Origin of the sequence: Flavobacterium sp. NRK1, assembly GCF_024054175.1 — a bacterium.
In the GTDB taxonomy this organism is placed as follows: domain Bacteria; phylum Bacteroidota; class Bacteroidia; order Flavobacteriales; family Flavobacteriaceae; genus Flavobacterium.
On the sequence record NZ_JAMXLA010000001.1, the window covers coordinates 1,271,399 to 1,287,952 of the forward strand.

General features: G+C 33.4%; 17 protein-coding genes and 1 tRNA gene. 8 read left to right on the forward strand and 10 right to left on the reverse strand.

Translation table 11 applies throughout. The annotated features are described in order from the left end of the window. Positions 1–71: 71 nt before the first annotated feature. A complete protein-coding gene (gene gltX, locus NHE85_RS05975) occupies positions 72–1,598 on the forward strand; it encodes a glutamate--tRNA ligase (RefSeq protein WP_252810651.1) in 1,527 nt (508 codons plus the stop codon). A gap of 61 nt (positions 1,599–1,659) precedes the next feature. Then, a complete protein-coding gene (locus NHE85_RS05980; protein ID WP_252810653.1) occupies positions 1,660–2,670 on the forward strand; it encodes an SPFH domain-containing protein in 1,011 nt (336 codons plus the stop codon). Positions 2,671–2,708: 38 nt separating this feature from the next. Here the strand turns inward: NHE85_RS05980 and NHE85_RS05985 are convergent, their stop codons facing one another. After that, the gene (locus NHE85_RS05985; protein ID WP_252810655.1) at positions 2,709–3,188 is read right to left on the reverse strand and encodes a hypothetical protein; all 480 of its coding nucleotides are present in this window, start codon (positions 3,186–3,188) and stop codon (positions 2,709–2,711) included. A gap of 145 nt (positions 3,189–3,333) precedes the next feature. Between NHE85_RS05985 and NHE85_RS05990 the strand changes: the two genes are divergently transcribed. Continuing rightward, positions 3,334–3,708: a hypothetical protein gene (locus NHE85_RS05990; RefSeq protein ID WP_252810657.1), complete on the forward strand. Its 375-nt coding sequence runs from the start codon at positions 3,334–3,336 to the stop codon at positions 3,706–3,708. Positions 3,709–3,742: 34 nt separating this feature from the next. Here NHE85_RS05990 and NHE85_RS05995 read toward each other — a convergent pair whose 3' ends face one another. The 4 genes from NHE85_RS05995 to NHE85_RS06010 form a co-directional block, all read right to left on the reverse strand. Further along, positions 3,743–3,979, reverse strand: coding sequence for a DUF6327 family protein (locus NHE85_RS05995; RefSeq protein ID WP_252810659.1), 237 nt, complete (start codon positions 3,977–3,979; stop codon positions 3,743–3,745). Positions 3,980–3,985: 6 nt separating this feature from the next. Beyond that, entirely contained in the window at positions 3,986–4,339 is a 354-nt protein-coding gene (locus tag NHE85_RS06000) for a competence protein (protein ID WP_252810661.1), read from the reverse strand. A gap of 12 nt (positions 4,340–4,351) precedes the next feature. Continuing rightward, positions 4,352–4,687, reverse strand: a complete 336-nt coding sequence (locus NHE85_RS06005) for a YtxH domain-containing protein (protein ID WP_252810663.1) — start codon at positions 4,685–4,687, stop codon at positions 4,352–4,354. Positions 4,688–4,981: 294 nt separating this feature from the next. Further along, on the reverse strand, positions 4,982–6,667 hold the full coding sequence (locus tag NHE85_RS06010; protein ID WP_252810664.1) for a glutamine--tRNA ligase/YqeY domain fusion protein: 1,686 nt from the start codon (positions 6,665–6,667) through the stop codon (positions 4,982–4,984). A 132-nt stretch (positions 6,668–6,799) separates the two neighbouring features. Here NHE85_RS06010 and folB point away from each other — a divergent pair, with 132 nt between their 5' ends. Then, on the forward strand, positions 6,800–7,159 hold the full coding sequence (gene folB / locus NHE85_RS06015) for a dihydroneopterin aldolase (RefSeq protein WP_252810665.1): 360 nt from the start codon (positions 6,800–6,802) through the stop codon (positions 7,157–7,159). Positions 7,160–7,169: 10 nt separating this feature from the next. Here folB and NHE85_RS06020 read toward each other — a convergent pair whose 3' ends face one another. Next, the gene (locus tag NHE85_RS06020) at positions 7,170–9,119 is read right to left on the reverse strand and encodes an LTA synthase family protein (RefSeq protein WP_252810666.1); all 1,950 of its coding nucleotides are present in this window, start codon (positions 9,117–9,119) and stop codon (positions 7,170–7,172) included. A 157-nt stretch (positions 9,120–9,276) separates the two neighbouring features. Here NHE85_RS06020 and NHE85_RS06025 point away from each other — a divergent pair. Further along, positions 9,277–9,347: transfer RNA gene (locus NHE85_RS06025), tRNA-Cys, on the forward strand. 54 nt (positions 9,348–9,401) lie between these two features. Here the strand turns inward: NHE85_RS06025 and NHE85_RS06030 are convergent. The 4 genes from NHE85_RS06030 to rnr form a co-directional block, all read right to left on the reverse strand. Further along, entirely contained in the window at positions 9,402–10,082 is a 681-nt protein-coding gene (locus tag NHE85_RS06030; protein WP_252810667.1) for a LysE family translocator, read from the reverse strand. A 137-nt stretch (positions 10,083–10,219) separates the two neighbouring features. After that, positions 10,220–10,861 (reverse strand): GIN domain-containing protein, encoded by a 642-nt coding sequence (locus NHE85_RS06035; protein WP_252810668.1) that lies wholly within the window; start codon positions 10,859–10,861, stop codon positions 10,220–10,222. A gap of 147 nt (positions 10,862–11,008) precedes the next feature. Beyond that, positions 11,009–11,683: a head GIN domain-containing protein gene (locus NHE85_RS06040; protein WP_252810669.1), complete on the reverse strand. Its 675-nt coding sequence runs from the start codon at positions 11,681–11,683 to the stop codon at positions 11,009–11,011. A 65-nt stretch (positions 11,684–11,748) separates the two neighbouring features. Next, complete coding sequence (rnr, locus tag NHE85_RS06045) at positions 11,749–13,929, reverse strand: ribonuclease R (RefSeq protein ID WP_252810670.1); 2,181 nt, start codon at positions 13,927–13,929, stop codon at positions 11,749–11,751. A 119-nt stretch (positions 13,930–14,048) separates the two neighbouring features. Between rnr and NHE85_RS06050 the strand changes: the two genes are divergently transcribed. From NHE85_RS06050 to NHE85_RS06060, 3 genes are all read left to right on the forward strand, one after another. Beyond that, positions 14,049–14,288 carry a DUF2007 domain-containing protein gene (locus tag NHE85_RS06050; protein ID WP_252810672.1) on the forward strand — a complete coding sequence of 80 codons (240 nt, stop codon included), beginning with the start codon at positions 14,049–14,051 and terminating at the stop codon, positions 14,286–14,288. A gap of 716 nt (positions 14,289–15,004) precedes the next feature. After that, complete coding sequence (gene rpiB, locus NHE85_RS06055) at positions 15,005–15,433, forward strand: ribose 5-phosphate isomerase B (protein ID WP_252810673.1); 429 nt, start codon at positions 15,005–15,007, stop codon at positions 15,431–15,433. Positions 15,434–15,570: 137 nt separating this feature from the next. Beyond that, a complete protein-coding gene (locus NHE85_RS06060; RefSeq protein ID WP_252810675.1) occupies positions 15,571–16,473 on the forward strand; it encodes a cation diffusion facilitator family transporter in 903 nt (300 codons plus the stop codon). The last annotated feature ends 81 nt before the right edge of the window (positions 16,474–16,554 follow it).

The window sequence follows — 16,554 nt, forward strand, 5'->3', positions numbered from 1 at the left end:
AATTCAACACTCAATTTATCTGTCAAGGAAATTACATAATTGTATCTTTGCAGCTTAAAATTTAAGTAACAATGTCTAAGCAAGTTCGCGTGCGTTTTGCACCAAGCCCTACAGGACCTTTACACATAGGTGGTGTAAGGACAGCCCTATTTAATTATTTATTTGCCAAAAAACATGGAGGTGTTTTCTATTTACGTATAGAAGATACTGACCAAAACCGCTACGTAGAAGGTGCAGAAGAATATATTATTGAAGCGCTTAACTGGTGTGGGATTCCCTTTGACGAAGGCGTAGGCAAAGAAGGTAAATTTGGACCTTACCGCCAGAGTGAAAGAAAAAACATGTACAAACAATATGCACTTAACCTAATTGAAAACGGTTGGGCATATTATGCATTTGATACTACTGAAACTCTTGATGATTTAAGAGCTGCTGCCGAAGCTGAAGGAAAAACTTTTATATATAACCATACCAACCGTGAAACATTAGAAACCTCTTTAAGGCTTTCTGAAGAAGAAGTGCAAAAGAGAATTGAAAACGGAGAGGATTATGTTATCCGATTCAAAACTCCGGTAGATGAAACACTGCATTTAAAAGATATTATTCGTGGTGATATAAAATTTGAAACTAATCTGCTTGATGATAAAGTTTTATTTAAAAGCGATGGTATGCCTACTTATCACTTGGCCAACATAGTTGATGACCATTTAATGGAAACCAGCCATGTTATACGTGGTGAAGAATGGCTGCCTTCCCTACCCCTACACGAACTTTTATACAGAGCTTTTGGTTGGGAAGCACCCCTCTTTGCACATTTACCACTAATACTTAAACCTGTTGGTAACGGTAAGCTTTCTAAAAGAGATGGCGACAAACTTGGTTTCCCTGTTTTCCCTCTTGAATGGAAAAATCCTGATGGAACTATATCTTCCGGATATAGGGAAAAAGGCTTTTTACCTGAGGCCGTTGTTAATTTCCTTGCTCTTTTAGGATGGAACCCGGGTACAGATCAGGAACTATTTACACTTGATGAGCTTGTACAATTATTTGATCTTGAAAGGGTACATAAAGCAGGTGCTAAATTTGACCCGGAGAAAAACAAATGGTTCAATCACCAATATTTTGGAAGACAGGATAATGAAACTTTAGCTAAAGATTTCTCTCATGTACTGCTTGAAAAAGGCATAAACAGGCCTATTGAAGTTGTTACGGAGGTTGTAGGCCTGGTTAAAGAGCGTGCTAACTTTGCTAATGAACTTTGGGATTTAAGTGATTTCTTCTTTACAGCGCCAACAGCTTATGATGAAAAAGCTTCTAAAAACTGGAAGCCTGAAACAGCAGAGTTAATGACCAAACTAACAGAAGTACTGGAAAATATATTAGATTTTACTTCTGCCAATATAGAAAGCGTTGTAAAAGCCTGGATGGAAGAAAACGGTATTGGTATGGGTAAAGTTATGCAGCCATTGCGTTTAAGCCTTGTAGGCTCACTAAAAGGCCCTCATTTGTTTGATATTATTGCCATAATAGGCAAAGAAGAAACAAAAAACAGAATACAAAAAGCTATTGAGACTTTACAACTAAACCTTCCTGCTTAGGAAGGTTTTTTTATTATACTAAAAATCGTACCTTACCACAAATCAATCTAAAACCTTAACTATGGAAAATGTTTTTTTATATGTAATCCTCTTTTTCGGGTTACTTATCTTTCTTTCTTCGTTCTTTACTGTTAAACAGCAAACAGCTGTAATTGTAGAACGTTTTGGTAAATACCTAAGCATACGCCATGCAGGGCTTCAGCTTAAAATCCCTATTATTGACAAAATTGCCGGAAGAATAAATCTTAAAATACAGCAGCTTGATGTAATTATTGAAACAAAAACCAAGGAGAATGTTTTTGTAAAAATGAAGGTTTCTGTACAGTTTGTTGTAATACAGGAAAAAGTATATGAAGCTTTTTATAAACTACAATTTCCCCATGACCAGATAACATCGTATGTTTTTGACGTTGTGCGTGCAGAAGTTCCTAAACTTAAGCTTGATGATGTTTTTGAACGTAAAGATGATATTGCAATTGCTGTTAAAAGAGAACTTAATGAAGCAATGACTACCTATGGTTATGATATTATAAATACACTTATAACTGATATTGACCCGGATATTCAGGTAAAAAATGCCATGAACCGTATTAATGCTGCCGACAGGGAAAAATCGGCTGCCGAATATGAAGCAGAAGCACAAAGAATAAGAATTGTAGCCAAAGCAAAAGCAGAAGCAGAAAGCAAAAGGTTACAGGGACAGGGTATTGCTGACCAGCGTCGTGAAATTGCAAGAGGACTTGTAGAAAGTGTAAATGTCCTTAATGAAGTAGGCATTAATTCACAAGAAGCATCTGCCCTAATTGTTGTTACCCAGCATTATGATACACTTCAATCTATAGGATCTGATACTAATTCCAACCTTATACTGTTGCCAAATTCTCCACAGGCAGGCAGCGATATGCTAAATAACATGGTAGCATCATTTGCGGCATCTAACCAGGTTGGCGAGTCAATCAAAAAAGGAAACCTAAAAAGGGAAATTGAGAAAAGGAAAACAAAAAAAGATGATTACCGCTCGCAGGAAGAGTATGATCCTGAAAATGATAATAACGATACAAAATCAGAATAAAAACAAGAAATCCCGCCTTATGAGCGGGATTTTCTTTTTTAAGGACGTCCTCTTGGTATGCCCACCTGCCAATTAACAGGTTCATTTTTAAACATATAAATAGATTTATCTTTGGATATCAAATTAAAACGCCTTTCATAATATGCATTTTTCCCACCACCAATAATTTTGTTATATAGCTTTATTTTATAATTACCTTCTAAATTTGCATCTTCCGAATCTGAATAAAGACTATCTTTTATAAGGCTTTTATCTTTCTTACAACAAATAATTATGCTGTCATTGTTAATAATCCTAAATGAATAATTACTGCTATTAATGAAATTATATTCATTAACAGCAATAGAGTTGTCATAAAAATGGACAGAACCTCTAAAAAGCTTTTCATTTTCATTAATAATCATTCTGTTAACCGACCAATGTCCTTTAAAGTCAGAACTATAATTTCTAGGATAAAATATAATAAAAAGCGCCAATGCAATTAAAAACAATACTATAATTTTACCTGAAAACTTCATAACATTTATTAAGTACCGCAATATACTAAAGAAAGCATTCTCTACTAAAGTTCAGTACGTAGATTAAAAAAAGCTTTCTATCTATCAGTTATTTTATTTAAATAAGATCATCGAATATCTACCTTTGTAAAAATTCTAAATTGTAATGAAGAAATTGCTGTACCCTGCTTTAATAGTTGTAATGATTGCCGTACCCTATTTTTACATTAATTCTAAATATGGAATTGATGAAGACTTCTTTAAAGAAATGTTGGAAGAACGCATACAAGAAAACTATAATGGAATTGTTATAAAAAAATTCATTGATAAATCCGGAAAATATCCTTCATCAAAAATTATCCTAAAGAGTAATACTGTTGCCGAACCCGGAAAAGAATTTTGGAAAACTATATCAGTTGGAGATTCAGTTGTAAAAGCTAAAGGAAAAGACTTTGCAACCCTTTATAAAAAAGATACAATACTAAGATATAGCTATGCAGATCATATAAATAAAATGATGAAAGAAGAACTTGCGAATTAAAAAGAAAAAGCTACCAAATTGGTAGCTTTTTCTTTTAAAATATCTTTTTAAAAATCCAGGTTAGCGCAGCGCTCTTTATCGGCCCGGAGAGTGATCCTAAAACGTGTAATACTTTTTTAGGAGTATCTCCTATCATATTCATAGGCTGCAGGCTATCCTTGGTTTCGTCTAAACTCCTTTTAAATTTAGCATAGGCAAGGTCTTTTTCTACCTTAAGTATTTCAAGGTCACGGTTTATCTCGTCGTAAGAATTATACACTTTCAGTTTCATTGCAATTTAGTATTTCTTTAAAAAAATCCTTGAAAATCTTGAAAGCATAGGGCCTTCAACCAGCTTATCCTGAACATAGAATACTACAATAGCAAGGATAAGATAAATAAAACCTACAATAAGAAAACCATAAGCCATATTATCAAGCCAATAGCCTATACCTATTGCAAGGGCAATTGAAAAAAATACCGTAACAATCATCAGCATGACAGCCAGAAGAAATAACTTCAGCATCATGGTGGTAGATTTCATTAATATCTTAAATCCCCAGAGCTTATAGTACTTTACATTAGCATCTATAAGTTTTCTGGCTTCTTCTTTAAGATCTTCAGCGTTCTCTTTTATTTCTTCAAATGCCATAGCAGGAATATATTATTTTGCAGATGCTGTTTTAGACTTTGAATCGTTTTTCAGCTCTTCCAGTTTTTTTTCAAGCATAGAGATTACATCTTCTGTTTTATGCTCTACATTGCTAACAAGATTATCTAAAGAACTTTCAAGATCTTTTTTAGCTACACCAAATTTTCCTTTAACCGTTTCGGTAAGTTCATGAAGTTTATCTGCAAGTTCATCTTTTTTGGCGCCAACACCTTCTTTAATTTTTTTTCTGGTTTTTGCGCCTTCATCCGGTGCAAATAAAATTCCTATTGCCGCTCCAATTGCTGCACCCGCAAGTACCGCTACTACTGTTCCTGATTTACCAGCCATAATATAATTTTTTTTTGATTAATAGCATAAAGATACCCACTTTAACATTTGTAGGATGTTAATATGCCGTTAATTGAAAGCCAAACTATGTAAAAATTAAAATAAGCTGATTTCACGCAGTTTTACTGAGTAAATGTAAGAACACCTTTGCTATAAAAAATAATAGCTTACAATCATTTTTAAGAGGTTACTTTTAATAAAAAAACCTTATTCTATTATTTTAATTGATAAGATATATAAATAATAAAAAAGCTCCTGATAAATCAGGAGCTTCTATAAATAAAACTGATATAATTATTCTTTGCTCTCAAGTTTAGCCCAGGTATCTCTAAGACCAACAGTTTTGTTAAAAACTATTTTTTCGGCATTGGTATCCGGGTCAACACAAAAATAGCCTAACCTCTGAAATTGGTAACGCTCTCCGGCTTCTGCACTTTTAAGGCTTGGCTCCAGATAGCCTTTTATAATTTCAAGCGATTTTGGATTTATATACTCTTTAAAATCAATATCTTTATCTGCATCAGGAGCTTCGTGAGTAAATAAACGGTCGTATATTCTCACTTCGGCTTCAATTGCATGTGGTATAGAAACCCAGTGAATTGTACCTTTTATTTTTCGCAAACTTGCTTCTGTACCACTACCACTCTTACTATCAGTATCATACGTGCAGTGAATTTCGGTAATATTGCCGTCAGCATCTTTTACAACGCTCTCCCCTTTTATAATATATGCATTTTTAAGCCTTACTTCTTTACCAAGAGTTAAACGGAAATATTTACTGTTGGCACTTTCCATAAAGTCTTCTCTTTCAATATAAAGTTCTCTTGAAAAAGGTATTTCTCTAAATCCTGCAGTTTCATCTTCAGGATTATTTTCCGCTTCAAGCCATTCTTCTTTTCCTTCCGGATAATTAGTAATAACAAGCTTAACAGGATCTAAAACAGCCATAACGCGGGGAGCAGTCTTATTAAGATCTTCTCTTACGCAAAACTCTAATAATGAAACATCTATTAAGTTTGTGCGCTTAGCAATACCAATAGTGTCTGCAAAATTGCGTATGGAAGCCGGTGTATAACCCCTTCTTCTCATACCGGATATTGTAGACATCCTTGGGTCATCCCAACCTTTAACATGCCCTTCCTGCACCAATTGTAAAAGTTTTCTTTTACTAACAACAGTATGGCTTAGGTTACGGCGGGCAAACTCGCGTTGCTTAGGCCTTACATTTCCTTCCGTGTAGATCTGGTCCAGGAACCAGTCATATAGTTCCCTGTGCATAAGGAACTCAAGTGTACAAAGTGAATGAGAAATCTCTTCTACATAATCACTTTCTCCATGTGCCCAGTCATACATTGGATATATTTTCCATGCTTCCCCTGTACGGTGATGATGCTTGTGTAATATACGATACATAAGCGGATCGCGCATTAGCATATTGCTCGATGCCATATCTATTTTAGCCCTTAAAACGTGAGTTCCCTCAGGAAATTCGCCGTTTTTCATCCTTTCAAAAAGGTCAAGGTTTTCTTCTACAGACCTGTTTCTGTATGGACTATCAGTACCCGGTTGAGATGGCGTACCTTTTTGTTTAGCCATGTCTTCACTACTTTGGCTGTCTACATAGGCTTTACCATTTTTAATAAACTGAACAGCCCAGTCATAAAGCTCCTGAAAATAGTCTGAAGCGTAACGCTCTTCTGCCCATTGGTATCCTAACCACTCCACGTCTTTTTTAATTGCATCTACATATTCCTGCTCTTCTTTAGCAGGGTTAGTATCATCAAAACGTAAGTTTACAGGCGCATTATATCTAAGTCCTAATCCAAAATTAAGGCATATAGAACTCGCATGGCCTATGTGCAGGTAACCATTAGGTTCCGGAGGAAAACGAAAACGTAGTTTGTCTTTTGCAAAACCTTTTCCTAAATCCTCTTCAATAATCTGCTCAATAAAATTAAGTGATCTTTCTTCAGTCGACATAGCTTTAAATAAATAAGATTGCAAAGGTAGTTAATTACAAGCAAAGTTACAGAGTATCAAAGTACCAAAGTTGTAGCATTAAAAGCCCAATTACTTTGTAACTTTGCCGCTCTTTAAACTTTGTAACTTACTATGAATAGTATTAAACTTAAAAATATACGTACTTTTTCTTATCACGGCTGCCTTGTAGAAGAAAGCAAAATAGGATCTGATTACTCTGTAGACCTTGAAATAAAGGCTGATTTAAAACGGTCTATGGAGACCGATGAGCTTGAAGATACAGTAGATTATGTACATTTAAATAAAATAGTGACTGAAGAAATGGCTATACGGTCTAAATTACTTGAACATGTTGCAAAACGTATTATGAACAGGGTTTTTAAAGAGATACCTATGGTAACTTTTGTTATGGTGGCAGTATCTAAAATTAACCCTCCTATTGGCGGCGATGTACAGGCTGTAACCATACAGCTTGAAGAAAAAAGACAATAAAAAAACCGGATTAATTTCCGGTTTTTTTATGCTTCATTTTATATTTTCTGTTCTTATAAAGATCAGATGCTGCGGTTACATGTGCCAGTGCATCTTTTGCCATTTCTTTATCAAGAGGTACCGGTTCCAACACAGTATCGTTTTTAATTTTAAACTGTAATGCTTCCTTATTAGGCTGCATAATAACAACCTGATCATCTATCCTGAAAGCATTTATATCATGAAACTGCATGATAGACCTGCCTTTAACATCCTGTTTTAATTGTTTTAAATTACGCCCAGGCATTGGTGTTTCAACCTTCATTCCTGCCATATCAAGCAATGTAGGAGCAAGATCTATCTGGCTGCATAATTTTTCATATTTAGTTCCTTTTGTAACACCGGGACCTATAATAAGTGCCGGTATATGAAACTTATGAATTGGTACTAAATGCTTACCATATGTTCTGGTATTATGGTCGGCAACTACAATGAATATGGTATTTTTAAAATACTCTTCTTTTTTAGCCAGTTCAAAAAACTTCCCAATAGCAAAATCAGCATATTTCATAGCATTGTTTACAGTATTTTTTTCTTTGTCAAACAGTTCAATTCTTCCGTCAGGAAATTCAAAAGGTTCATGGTTAGATGTTGAGAACATTAACGAGAAGAAAGGCTTACCCTTTTGACTTTTAAAATATTCATTTGCTTTAACAACCAGGTCTTCATCACTATAACCCCAGGTACCTTTAAAAGCATATTTATTTCCGTCTTTATCAAAATCTTCTTCATCAATAATATTATCAAAGCCATTACCATTAAAAAAAGACGCCATATTATCAAAATTCGCCATCCCTCCATATATAAAACTAGTATCGTAACCTTTATCTTTCATAAGATCGGCAAGCGTAAAAAATTCTGATTGCGAATTACTTAGTTTAACAACACTTTCTGAAGGTGATGGAAGAAACCCTGTAACCACAGCTTCTATACCTCTTACGCTTCGGGTACCCGTGCAGTATAAGTTTGTAAACAATAATCCATCATTAGTAAGAGCATCAAAATTTGGTGTTAAAGGCTTACCACCCAAACAGCCAATATATTCTGCACCAAGACTCTCCTGAAGAAAAATAACAACATTCATAGGCTGGTTGTTACTACTGTCAGGTGTTTGCGTATGTAATAATGGCAATTCAGCATCTGTAAAATCTTCAGGCTGGGCCGTCATATATTTTTTAACCCTTGTATAAGCTTCAGCACTATCCATTTTACCATACATTTTACCTGAATTGTTTTCATTTTTTAATGAGTAAGCAGCAAAAGCAACAGTGTAAAATGAATTAAGCCCCATGCAGTTTGTAAGCTGATCAAACGAAAAAACAGCATTACTTGCGTTTATAGGCCTTTTAGAAGTTAAACTACCCCTAGCGCCAAAAAAAAGTAAAAAAGCTACAGGAACGAATAAAAACAGCTTAAATCGGTATTCTGTAAACGGAGTAGCAAATAATGATCTTCTTTTTTTAAATAATAGATAAATAAAAGCTCCCATTATAACAAAGGTCAGTATAATAGAACTTAAATAACTTTTAAACAACGTACCCATTACCTCTTTCGGATAAATAAGATAATCAAGGAAAAGCCTGTTAGGCCTGGTATCATATTGCTTTATAAAATCTGAACTGGTAAGCTCCATAAGTAATATCAATACCAAAAAAAGGATATAGTAAATATTTAGAAATCTATTGAAATAATGAAGATACTTACCCGGCACGAAACTTATAATAAGAAATGGCAGGAACGATAAATAGCATAAAAGTATCAGGTCAAACCTTAAACCTATTGGGAAAATATACCAGTAATCAGGGGTATCATCTATTCTATCCTTAAAGATGAAAAAAAGTATTATCCTGCTTAAAGTGGTAATTGCTAAACCAATAAGTATAAAATTGGCAATTGACTTAAGGTATGAAAGTTTCTTCATAAAATATTGTTAAAAAATATTTACGAAATTATTAACTTATTCTTTATCAAAGCAGAATAATTAAAAAATTAAGCAATTAATAAGTAAAATAAAAAATGGTTTAATTTTTCTTGCGTTAGAGTAAAATATATGTAAATTTGCCAACCATATATGTAATGGCATCTTGGCCGAGCGGCTAGGCTCAGGTCTGCAAAACCTGCTACAGCGGTTCGAATCCGCTAGATGCCTCAGCAAAAAAGCTTTCACAAATTGTGAAAGCTTTTTTATTTGATTGCTTATTAGTTATTTAGAATTCTCTTCAAACTTTTCAATCATCTTATTCCCTTCTCCCGGAAACCATCCCTGAAATAATAAGGCTATACCGAAAACAACAAGAATAATGCTTATTGCTTTTTTAATTTTCATAATATTATTCATTGTAAGTTTACTTCTTAACTGTTTTGCAAGCAGTATTTTACAAAGATCTAAAGTAAAATATGAAAGTATAACCGATACAAAGAATATGAAAATTCTAGATGGCTGCATATCAAGTTTTGGCCCCCAGGTAATAATAATGGCAAGCCAGAAACCTAATACTCCAATGTTTATAAAATTAAGTACAAAGCCTTTTACAAAAAGGCTTATATAATTCTTTTTAAGAATGTCTTTAGAGGCATCATCAATAATATCATTCTTTGCTGTTTTGTTTATTTTCAGAAAAGAAATAATACCATAAGTAACCATAATTAACCCTCCGAAAATAAATAAAGAAGGATCGTCTTTTATATTTTCAAGAAGCTGATAACTACTAAAATAAGCAATAAGTATAAAGATTATATCTGATGTAATAGCACCTGCATCAAAAGCTACGGCAGCTCTGAATCCTTTAATAACACTGGTTTCTAATAATACAAAAAAAACAGCTCCGGGCATTATGCTCAAAAAAAAACCTAGTGGAATGGCGCTTAAAATATCTTGTAACATCAAATTAAATTAAGTCATGCAAGTTACTATTTTAAATTTTTATATAAACATAACATTAAAACAGATATGTAAAAATCCCCGAAATAACCATTTTTTTCAGATGCTTTCGGGGATCATTGGAGTACTTTTAATAATAACTATTTTACTATAATAATTTTTGCATTACTATCCTTTATCTGGCTCACTTTTTTTGGTTTGCCATATACTTTTAAATATCCATCTGAACCTACTGCAGTTGTTAACATACCTGTTGCTGTTATTGTTCCCTTTCCATCAGAACCAATGTTTATAGTTACATCTTCAACATTAAGTTTTTCAGAATTATAATCAGCGTCGGAGCCTATTGTAGCACTCATTCTTATTGCCTTCCCATTTATTACTACCTTAGCATCTGAACCGGCGGTTACCTGTAATTCCTGTAAATTAACACTAAGCGTTGCTTTACTGTCTGCACCGGCAGTTAACTGTAAATTCTTTCCGTTAATTTCATCCTTACATGTTAGTATTGCATCTGAACCCAATGTAATGCTTTCAATATCATTTTTATAGTATAAAGTTGCATTTCCTTCACCATTTAATACCAGGTTATCGTCGTTATTATACTCTATTTCAAAAGTTTCCTCACTATTAAATACAAGTTTATCATCATTGCTCTTTACCAAATCCAGTTTGATATCACTCCCAATGGTTATTCTTTTAAAAGGTTCTAGTTCAATAGTTTTTTGAGCATCAGCAAATTGAAAAATTACAAGGGCTGCAATAACTAAGAATGATTTCATAACATATATGTTTTAAAATTGATTGATTTGAATACTTTACTAAAGACCTATATTTTAAATTATTGTTACACTTTATTTAAAAAAAATCCCGGAAAATAGTATTGCTACTACTTTCTGGGATTTATATAATTTTTAATCTTAAATAAATTAACTTCTAACTTCTATTCTACCTCCTGCAAATGTTTTTTTATTTACCTGCGGTGGGTTTCCGTAAATATTTATATCACCCCCTGCCCTTGTTTTTGCTTCAACAAATTCAGTTGCATTTACATCGGCTTCTCCACCGGCATTTATACTTACTTCAGTTTGTGAGGTAATAAGATCCCTACCTTTAAATATACCTCCTGATGTTATTACAATATCATGATTATCAGCTTTTCCTGTAATATTTAATATACCCCCGGAACTAGCTTTTGAATTCAGTTTTTTAACATCAATATTCAGTTTAATTTCAGCTCCCTCTTTCGCATTAAGTACAAAAGCGGTAGCTTTAAAAGTATCCTGAGATGCTATTCTGGCACCTTCGTTTGCCTCTATTTGATCAATATTATTTTTATAATATAAAGTAACGCTAATATCTTCTCCTGCAAGAAGTTTAGTGAGCTTCATTCTTATTTTAAGCTCATTATTTTTAGTAACTACTTCTACATCTTCTTTTCTGGATCCTTTAATTACTATCCTGTTTTCATTGCTTTTAACCATAAGTACATCTATCTGGTCAAAAGCTTTTACTGTGGTAAATTCCCCTAAAGCCTTATCTATATCCTGAGCAGATACCAGTTGAAATAACATAACAGCTGCAAATACAATTGCTTTTTTCATGATCTTTCTTTTTAAAATTTATGTCTTTAGTAAAAAGACATATAAAAAATTAAAGTGTTACAGTTTTACTCGTTTTTTCTTAAATACTGAAAATCAAGCTGCTTTTTAACAAGATCTGCATTTTTTACTTTTACATAAACCTCGTCACCCAGCTGAAGAAGATTATGAGTAACCTCTCCTACCAGTGCATATTGCTTTTCATCAAATGTGTAATAATCGTCTTTAATTTCACGGATACGACACATCCCTTCACATTTGTTAGATACTATTTCTACATAAATTCCCCATTCGGTAACGCCAGAAATAACACCTAAGAATTCTTCATCCTTATGGTCAAGCATATACTTAACCTGCATGTATTTTATACTGTCACGCTCTGCATTTGCAGCAAGGTTTTCCATATTGGATGAGTGCATACATTTTTCTTCATATACTTCTTCATCAACTGATTTTCCTCCGTCAAGATAGTACTGAAGCAATCTATGTGCCATAACATCAGGATACCTTCTTATGGGCGATGTAAAATGCGAATAATAATCAAAAGCAAGGCCGTAATGCCCAATGTTATGGGTAGAATATTTAGCCTTACTCATACTTCTTATTGCCAGTGTATCAACAAGGTTTTGCTCTTTTTTACCCTGTACTTCAGACAATAGATTATTAAGTGATTTAGATACAGTAGCTTTACTTTTAAAATTAATGCTGTATCCAAATTTAGATATTATGGTTTGCAGGTTGATAAGTTTATCTTCATCCGGTTCATCGTGAATCCTGTACACAAATGTTTTTTCCTGTTTACCTATAAATTCAGCTACTTTTCTGTTGGCAAGCAGCATAAATTCTTCAATAAGATGATTAGCATCTTTAGCTACTTTAAAATAAACACCCGTAGGTTCTGCATTTTCATCAAGGTGGAATTTTACTTCTACCTTATCAAAAGAAATTGCACCGTTAGCCAGCCTTTTACGTCGTAATATTTTAGCCAGCTCATCCATTTTAAGCGTAGCTTCCCTAATATCTTCGCTTACAGTGTATTCTTCTCCTGTTAAAGAAATTTCTGCCGGAATTGTACTTCCTTTAGTTTCTATAATATGCTGTGCTTCTTCATAAGCAAACCGCTGATCGGAATAAATAACTGTACGTCCAAACCATTGGTTTACAACTTCTCCTTTGTTATTTAGCTGAAATACAGCCGAAAAAGTATATTTTTCTTCATGTGGTCTAAGCGAACATGCAAAGTTAGATAATACTTCAGGCAGCATAGGTACTACCCTGTCTACCAGGTAAACAGATGTTGCACGGTTGTATGCTTCTTCATCCAGAATAGTTCCTTCCTTCAGGTAATAAGAAACATCAGCAATATGAATACCAATTTCATAATTACCATTATCAAGTTTTTCAAATGATAATGCATCATCAAAATCTTTAGCATCACGAGGGTCAATAGTAAAGGTTAATACATCACGCATATCCCTCCTATTTGCTATTTCCTCAGGCTGAATACTTGTATCCAGTTTTTGTGCAAACACTTCTACATCAACAGGAAAATCATAAGGCAGTCCGTATTCTGCAAGTATTGCGTGTATCTCTGTATTGTGTTCTCCCGGCTTACCTAAAACCTTTATTACCTCCCCGAAAGGACTATCGGCTTTAGCAGGCCAGTCGTCTAATTTTACTAAAACAACATCACCGTTTTCTGCATTGCCTTCTTTACCTTTTGGTATAAAAATATCGGTATACATTTTAGGATTAGCTGTAGATACAAAAGAGAAATTCTTTTGAATATCTATAACACCAACAAATTCTGTTTTTGCCCTTTCTAAAATTTCAACAACCTCTCCTTCCGGCTTCCTGCCTCTTCTTCTGTTGTATATATATACTTTAACCTTATCTTTATCAAGTGCTTTGTTAAGATTATTGGTAGGTATAAATATATCATCTTCTAGTTCAGGAGAAACAAAATAAGCTGTTTTCCTGCTTGTCATATCAATTATTCCCTCTACATAGTCAGCTTTGGCCAATACTCTGTATTTCCCTCTTTCAGTTTCTTCAATTTTTTCCTGAGATGCCAAAATCTTGAGTTCTTTAATGATCTCATTTCTGCTTTTAGTATCATTCAGTTCAAGTACAGCAGCTATCTGCTTGTAATTAAAAGATTTATTAGGGTCTTTTGCGAGTATCTTATAAATTCTTCTGGAAAAATCCTTTTCCTTTTTTTCTGACGGTCTTCCGTTCCTTTTACTCATATAATTCTTTAAATAATGCTGAAAATTACAAATAACTACGACATATTATAGGTTTTTTAATGAAATAATAACTTATAAGTTTCTAAATTTATAGTCAGATAATACTGAAACTTATTTATATGGAACACTTTATAACCGCTGCAGTATTTAATTATCCGCACGAAATAACCATTTTAAAGCATCTTTTGCAGGACGAAGGTATTCAGTACTATTTTGAGAACGAAACCATGGCAGACTTGCTCCCTATGTATTCTTACGCACTGGGAGGCATCAAACTTAAAGTACATCCTCACGATCTGGAAATCGTAAAAGAAATTCTGAGTAAACTTGACACCGATAATCATTTAAAAATAGTTTAACCAAAAAAGGTTTTCAACACTTATTAAAAACAACAAAAAAGAAGATTTTTAAAATTTAAATTTTTGATGATTATTATTGCTTGTTAATAATGCCAATAACTTTTTTTAAAGGCGACTACTTTTAGAGTTATACAATTTTATACACTGCTATAAACAATGTTAAGGAATTGTAAAATTTTATAAATCAGATACTTTACAAATTTTTGGTATTAGTTATTAACAATGGTTAATTCAATATTTTTAAGGTGTTTTATTAATAAGTTTCATTGTTAATTGTTGTTAATAACTCTTCTTAATGTTTTCATAACATTTGGTAAAAAAGTAAAAAATAAATTTGGATTTTTAAGTTACGATTTTGATTAATAAAAATTTCCTTTACTTCTCAAAAATCTTCTCTTTTTTCATTTATAGTTATTAACAAATACTGTTAATTTTCAACTCCCTTTAAACACAGTACTTTACAAATATTATTAACATTGTTGTTTTTTAACAATTTTAGTTCTATATTATTTGTGCCAAAAAAGCCTAATCAACTGGTTTTTAAGTACTCAAATAATTTATACTTTTAAGCATTACCAAATGGTTAATTGTACCTTTATTACCATATACAAAAGTAAAGCAGCAGATTTATAAAATAATAATTTTAAACAATTGTGTTTGTTTTTAACTGGGTACATGGCATTTATTTATAATTTTACAGTCTTAAATTTTTATACATGAAAATATCTATCGGAAACGACCATGCAGGGCCGGACTATAAAAAAGCTATTGTAAAATATCTTGAAGATAAAGGCATAGAAGTGATAAACCACGGAACAGAGACTTTTGACAGTGTTGATTATCCTGATTTTGTTCATCCGGTGGCTAACGATGTAGAAAATGGTATTGCAGATTTTGGCATTATTATCTGCGGAAGCGGAAATGGTGTAGCAATGTCAGTTAACAAACACCAGAAAATAAGGGCTGCACTATGCTGGATAAAAGAAATCGCGGCGCTGGCGCGCCAACACAATGATGCTAACATAATAAGTATTCCGGCGCGATACACTTCTATACAACAGGCTATAGAAATGGTTGATACATTTTTAAATACACCATTTGAAGGTGGAAGGCACCAAAACAGGGTAAACAAGATTCCGTGTTAAACCGCGAAAAAATATACAGAAAGCTGCAACTACATTTGCAGCTTTTTTATGACCAAATTTGATAATTATTAACAATAAAGTAATATATACCTCATTGTTTTTACAATAACTTTGAGCACTTATAACTGGTTAATACTGTGTCAAATCCGCGAATACATAAACATACTGTAGAAGGTAAAAACCTTTTATTTTCTATACTGCTAAATATAGTTATAACTACATCGCAGGTTGTGGGTGGTTTGCTTTCGGGCAGCCTTTCGCTATTGTCAGACGCATTGCACAACTTTAGCGATGTACTGTCGCTGGTTATAAGCTACGTTGCCCATAAACTTTCGCAGCGCCAGGCAACACTCAAACAAACTTTCGGGCTGAAAAGGGCAGAGCTTATTGCCGCTTTTGTAAACGCGCTTACCTTAATAGTAGTAGCCCTTATACTTATTTATGAAGCTATACTGCGCTTTTTTAATCCGGTTACTATTGCGCCGGCATTGGTAATATGGTTATCAGCATTAGGCATTGTAGCAAACGGACTATCGGTTTTACTGCTCAAAAAAGACGCCGATCATAACCTGAATATGAAATCGGCTTACCTGCATCTGCTTACCGATATGATGGCATCTGTAGCGGTATTGGTTGGTGGTTTGCTAATGAAGTATTTTCAGGTGTACTGGGTAGATAATATACTTACACTGGGTATAGCAGTGTATCTTATAGTAGTAGCTTTTGATCTGCTAAAACAATCCACCCATATGCTGATGCTTTTTACCCCTAATGAAGTTAATATTGAGGAAATTATTGAAGAAGTCCACAAAATTTCGGGCTGCGCCCGCTTACATCATATTCACGTGTGGCATTTAAATGAAGAAGAGCTCCACCTGGAAGCCCATCTTGATTGTTCTCACGATATGACGCTGTCACAATTTAATATTCTCCTGCACAAAATAGAGGAGGTGCTGTATGAAAAATTCAGTATTAACCACGTTAACATTCAGCCGGAATTTAAAAAAGAAGACCCGAAAGATTTTATAGTGCAGGATTGATTTTTAATTATCTATTGACTGAATTTACATTAATTGTGTCATTTAATTGACTGAATTTACATTAATTACGTCATTTAAATG

Excerpts from the sequence above, each read along its gene's own strand:
- NHE85_RS05995 (WP_252810659.1), bottom strand. The coding sequence starts at position 3,979 with ATGAAACTGAAAGTGTATAATTCTTACGACGAGATAAACCGTGACCTT.
- NHE85_RS05990 (WP_252810657.1), top strand. The coding sequence starts at position 3,334 with ATGAAGAAATTGCTGTACCCTGCTTTAATAGTTGTAATGATTGCCGTA.
- NHE85_RS05980 (WP_252810653.1), top strand. The coding sequence starts at position 1,660 with ATGGAAAATGTTTTTTTATATGTAATCCTCTTTTTCGGGTTACTTATC.
- NHE85_RS06030 (WP_252810667.1), bottom strand. The coding sequence starts at position 10,082 with ATGTTACAAGATATTTTAAGCGCCATTCCACTAGGTTTTTTTTTGAGC.
- gltX (WP_252810651.1), top strand. The coding sequence starts at position 72 with ATGTCTAAGCAAGTTCGCGTGCGTTTTGCACCAAGCCCTACAGGACCT.
- NHE85_RS06020 (WP_252810666.1), bottom strand. The coding sequence starts at position 9,119 with ATGAAGAAACTTTCATACCTTAAGTCAATTGCCAATTTTATACTTATT.
- NHE85_RS05985 (WP_252810655.1), bottom strand. The coding sequence starts at position 3,188 with ATGAAGTTTTCAGGTAAAATTATAGTATTGTTTTTAATTGCATTGGCG.
- NHE85_RS06040 (WP_252810669.1), bottom strand. The coding sequence starts at position 11,683 with ATGAAAAAAGCAATTGTATTTGCAGCTGTTATGTTATTTCAACTGGTA.
- NHE85_RS06010 (WP_252810664.1), bottom strand. The coding sequence starts at position 6,667 with ATGTCGACTGAAGAAAGATCACTTAATTTTATTGAGCAGATTATTGAA.
- NHE85_RS06050 (WP_252810672.1), top strand. The coding sequence starts at position 14,049 with ATGGAACACTTTATAACCGCTGCAGTATTTAATTATCCGCACGAAATA.
- folB (WP_252810665.1), top strand. The coding sequence starts at position 6,800 with ATGAATAGTATTAAACTTAAAAATATACGTACTTTTTCTTATCACGGC.
- NHE85_RS06035 (WP_252810668.1), bottom strand. The coding sequence starts at position 10,861 with ATGAAATCATTCTTAGTTATTGCAGCCCTTGTAATTTTTCAATTTGCT.
- NHE85_RS06005 (WP_252810663.1), bottom strand. The coding sequence starts at position 4,687 with ATGGCTGGTAAATCAGGAACAGTAGTAGCGGTACTTGCGGGTGCAGCA.
- rnr (WP_252810670.1), bottom strand. The coding sequence starts at position 13,929 with ATGAGTAAAAGGAACGGAAGACCGTCAGAAAAAAAGGAAAAGGATTTT.
- NHE85_RS06000 (WP_252810661.1), bottom strand. The coding sequence starts at position 4,339 with ATGGCATTTGAAGAAATAAAAGAGAACGCTGAAGATCTTAAAGAAGAA.
- rpiB (WP_252810673.1), top strand. The coding sequence starts at position 15,005 with ATGAAAATATCTATCGGAAACGACCATGCAGGGCCGGACTATAAAAAA.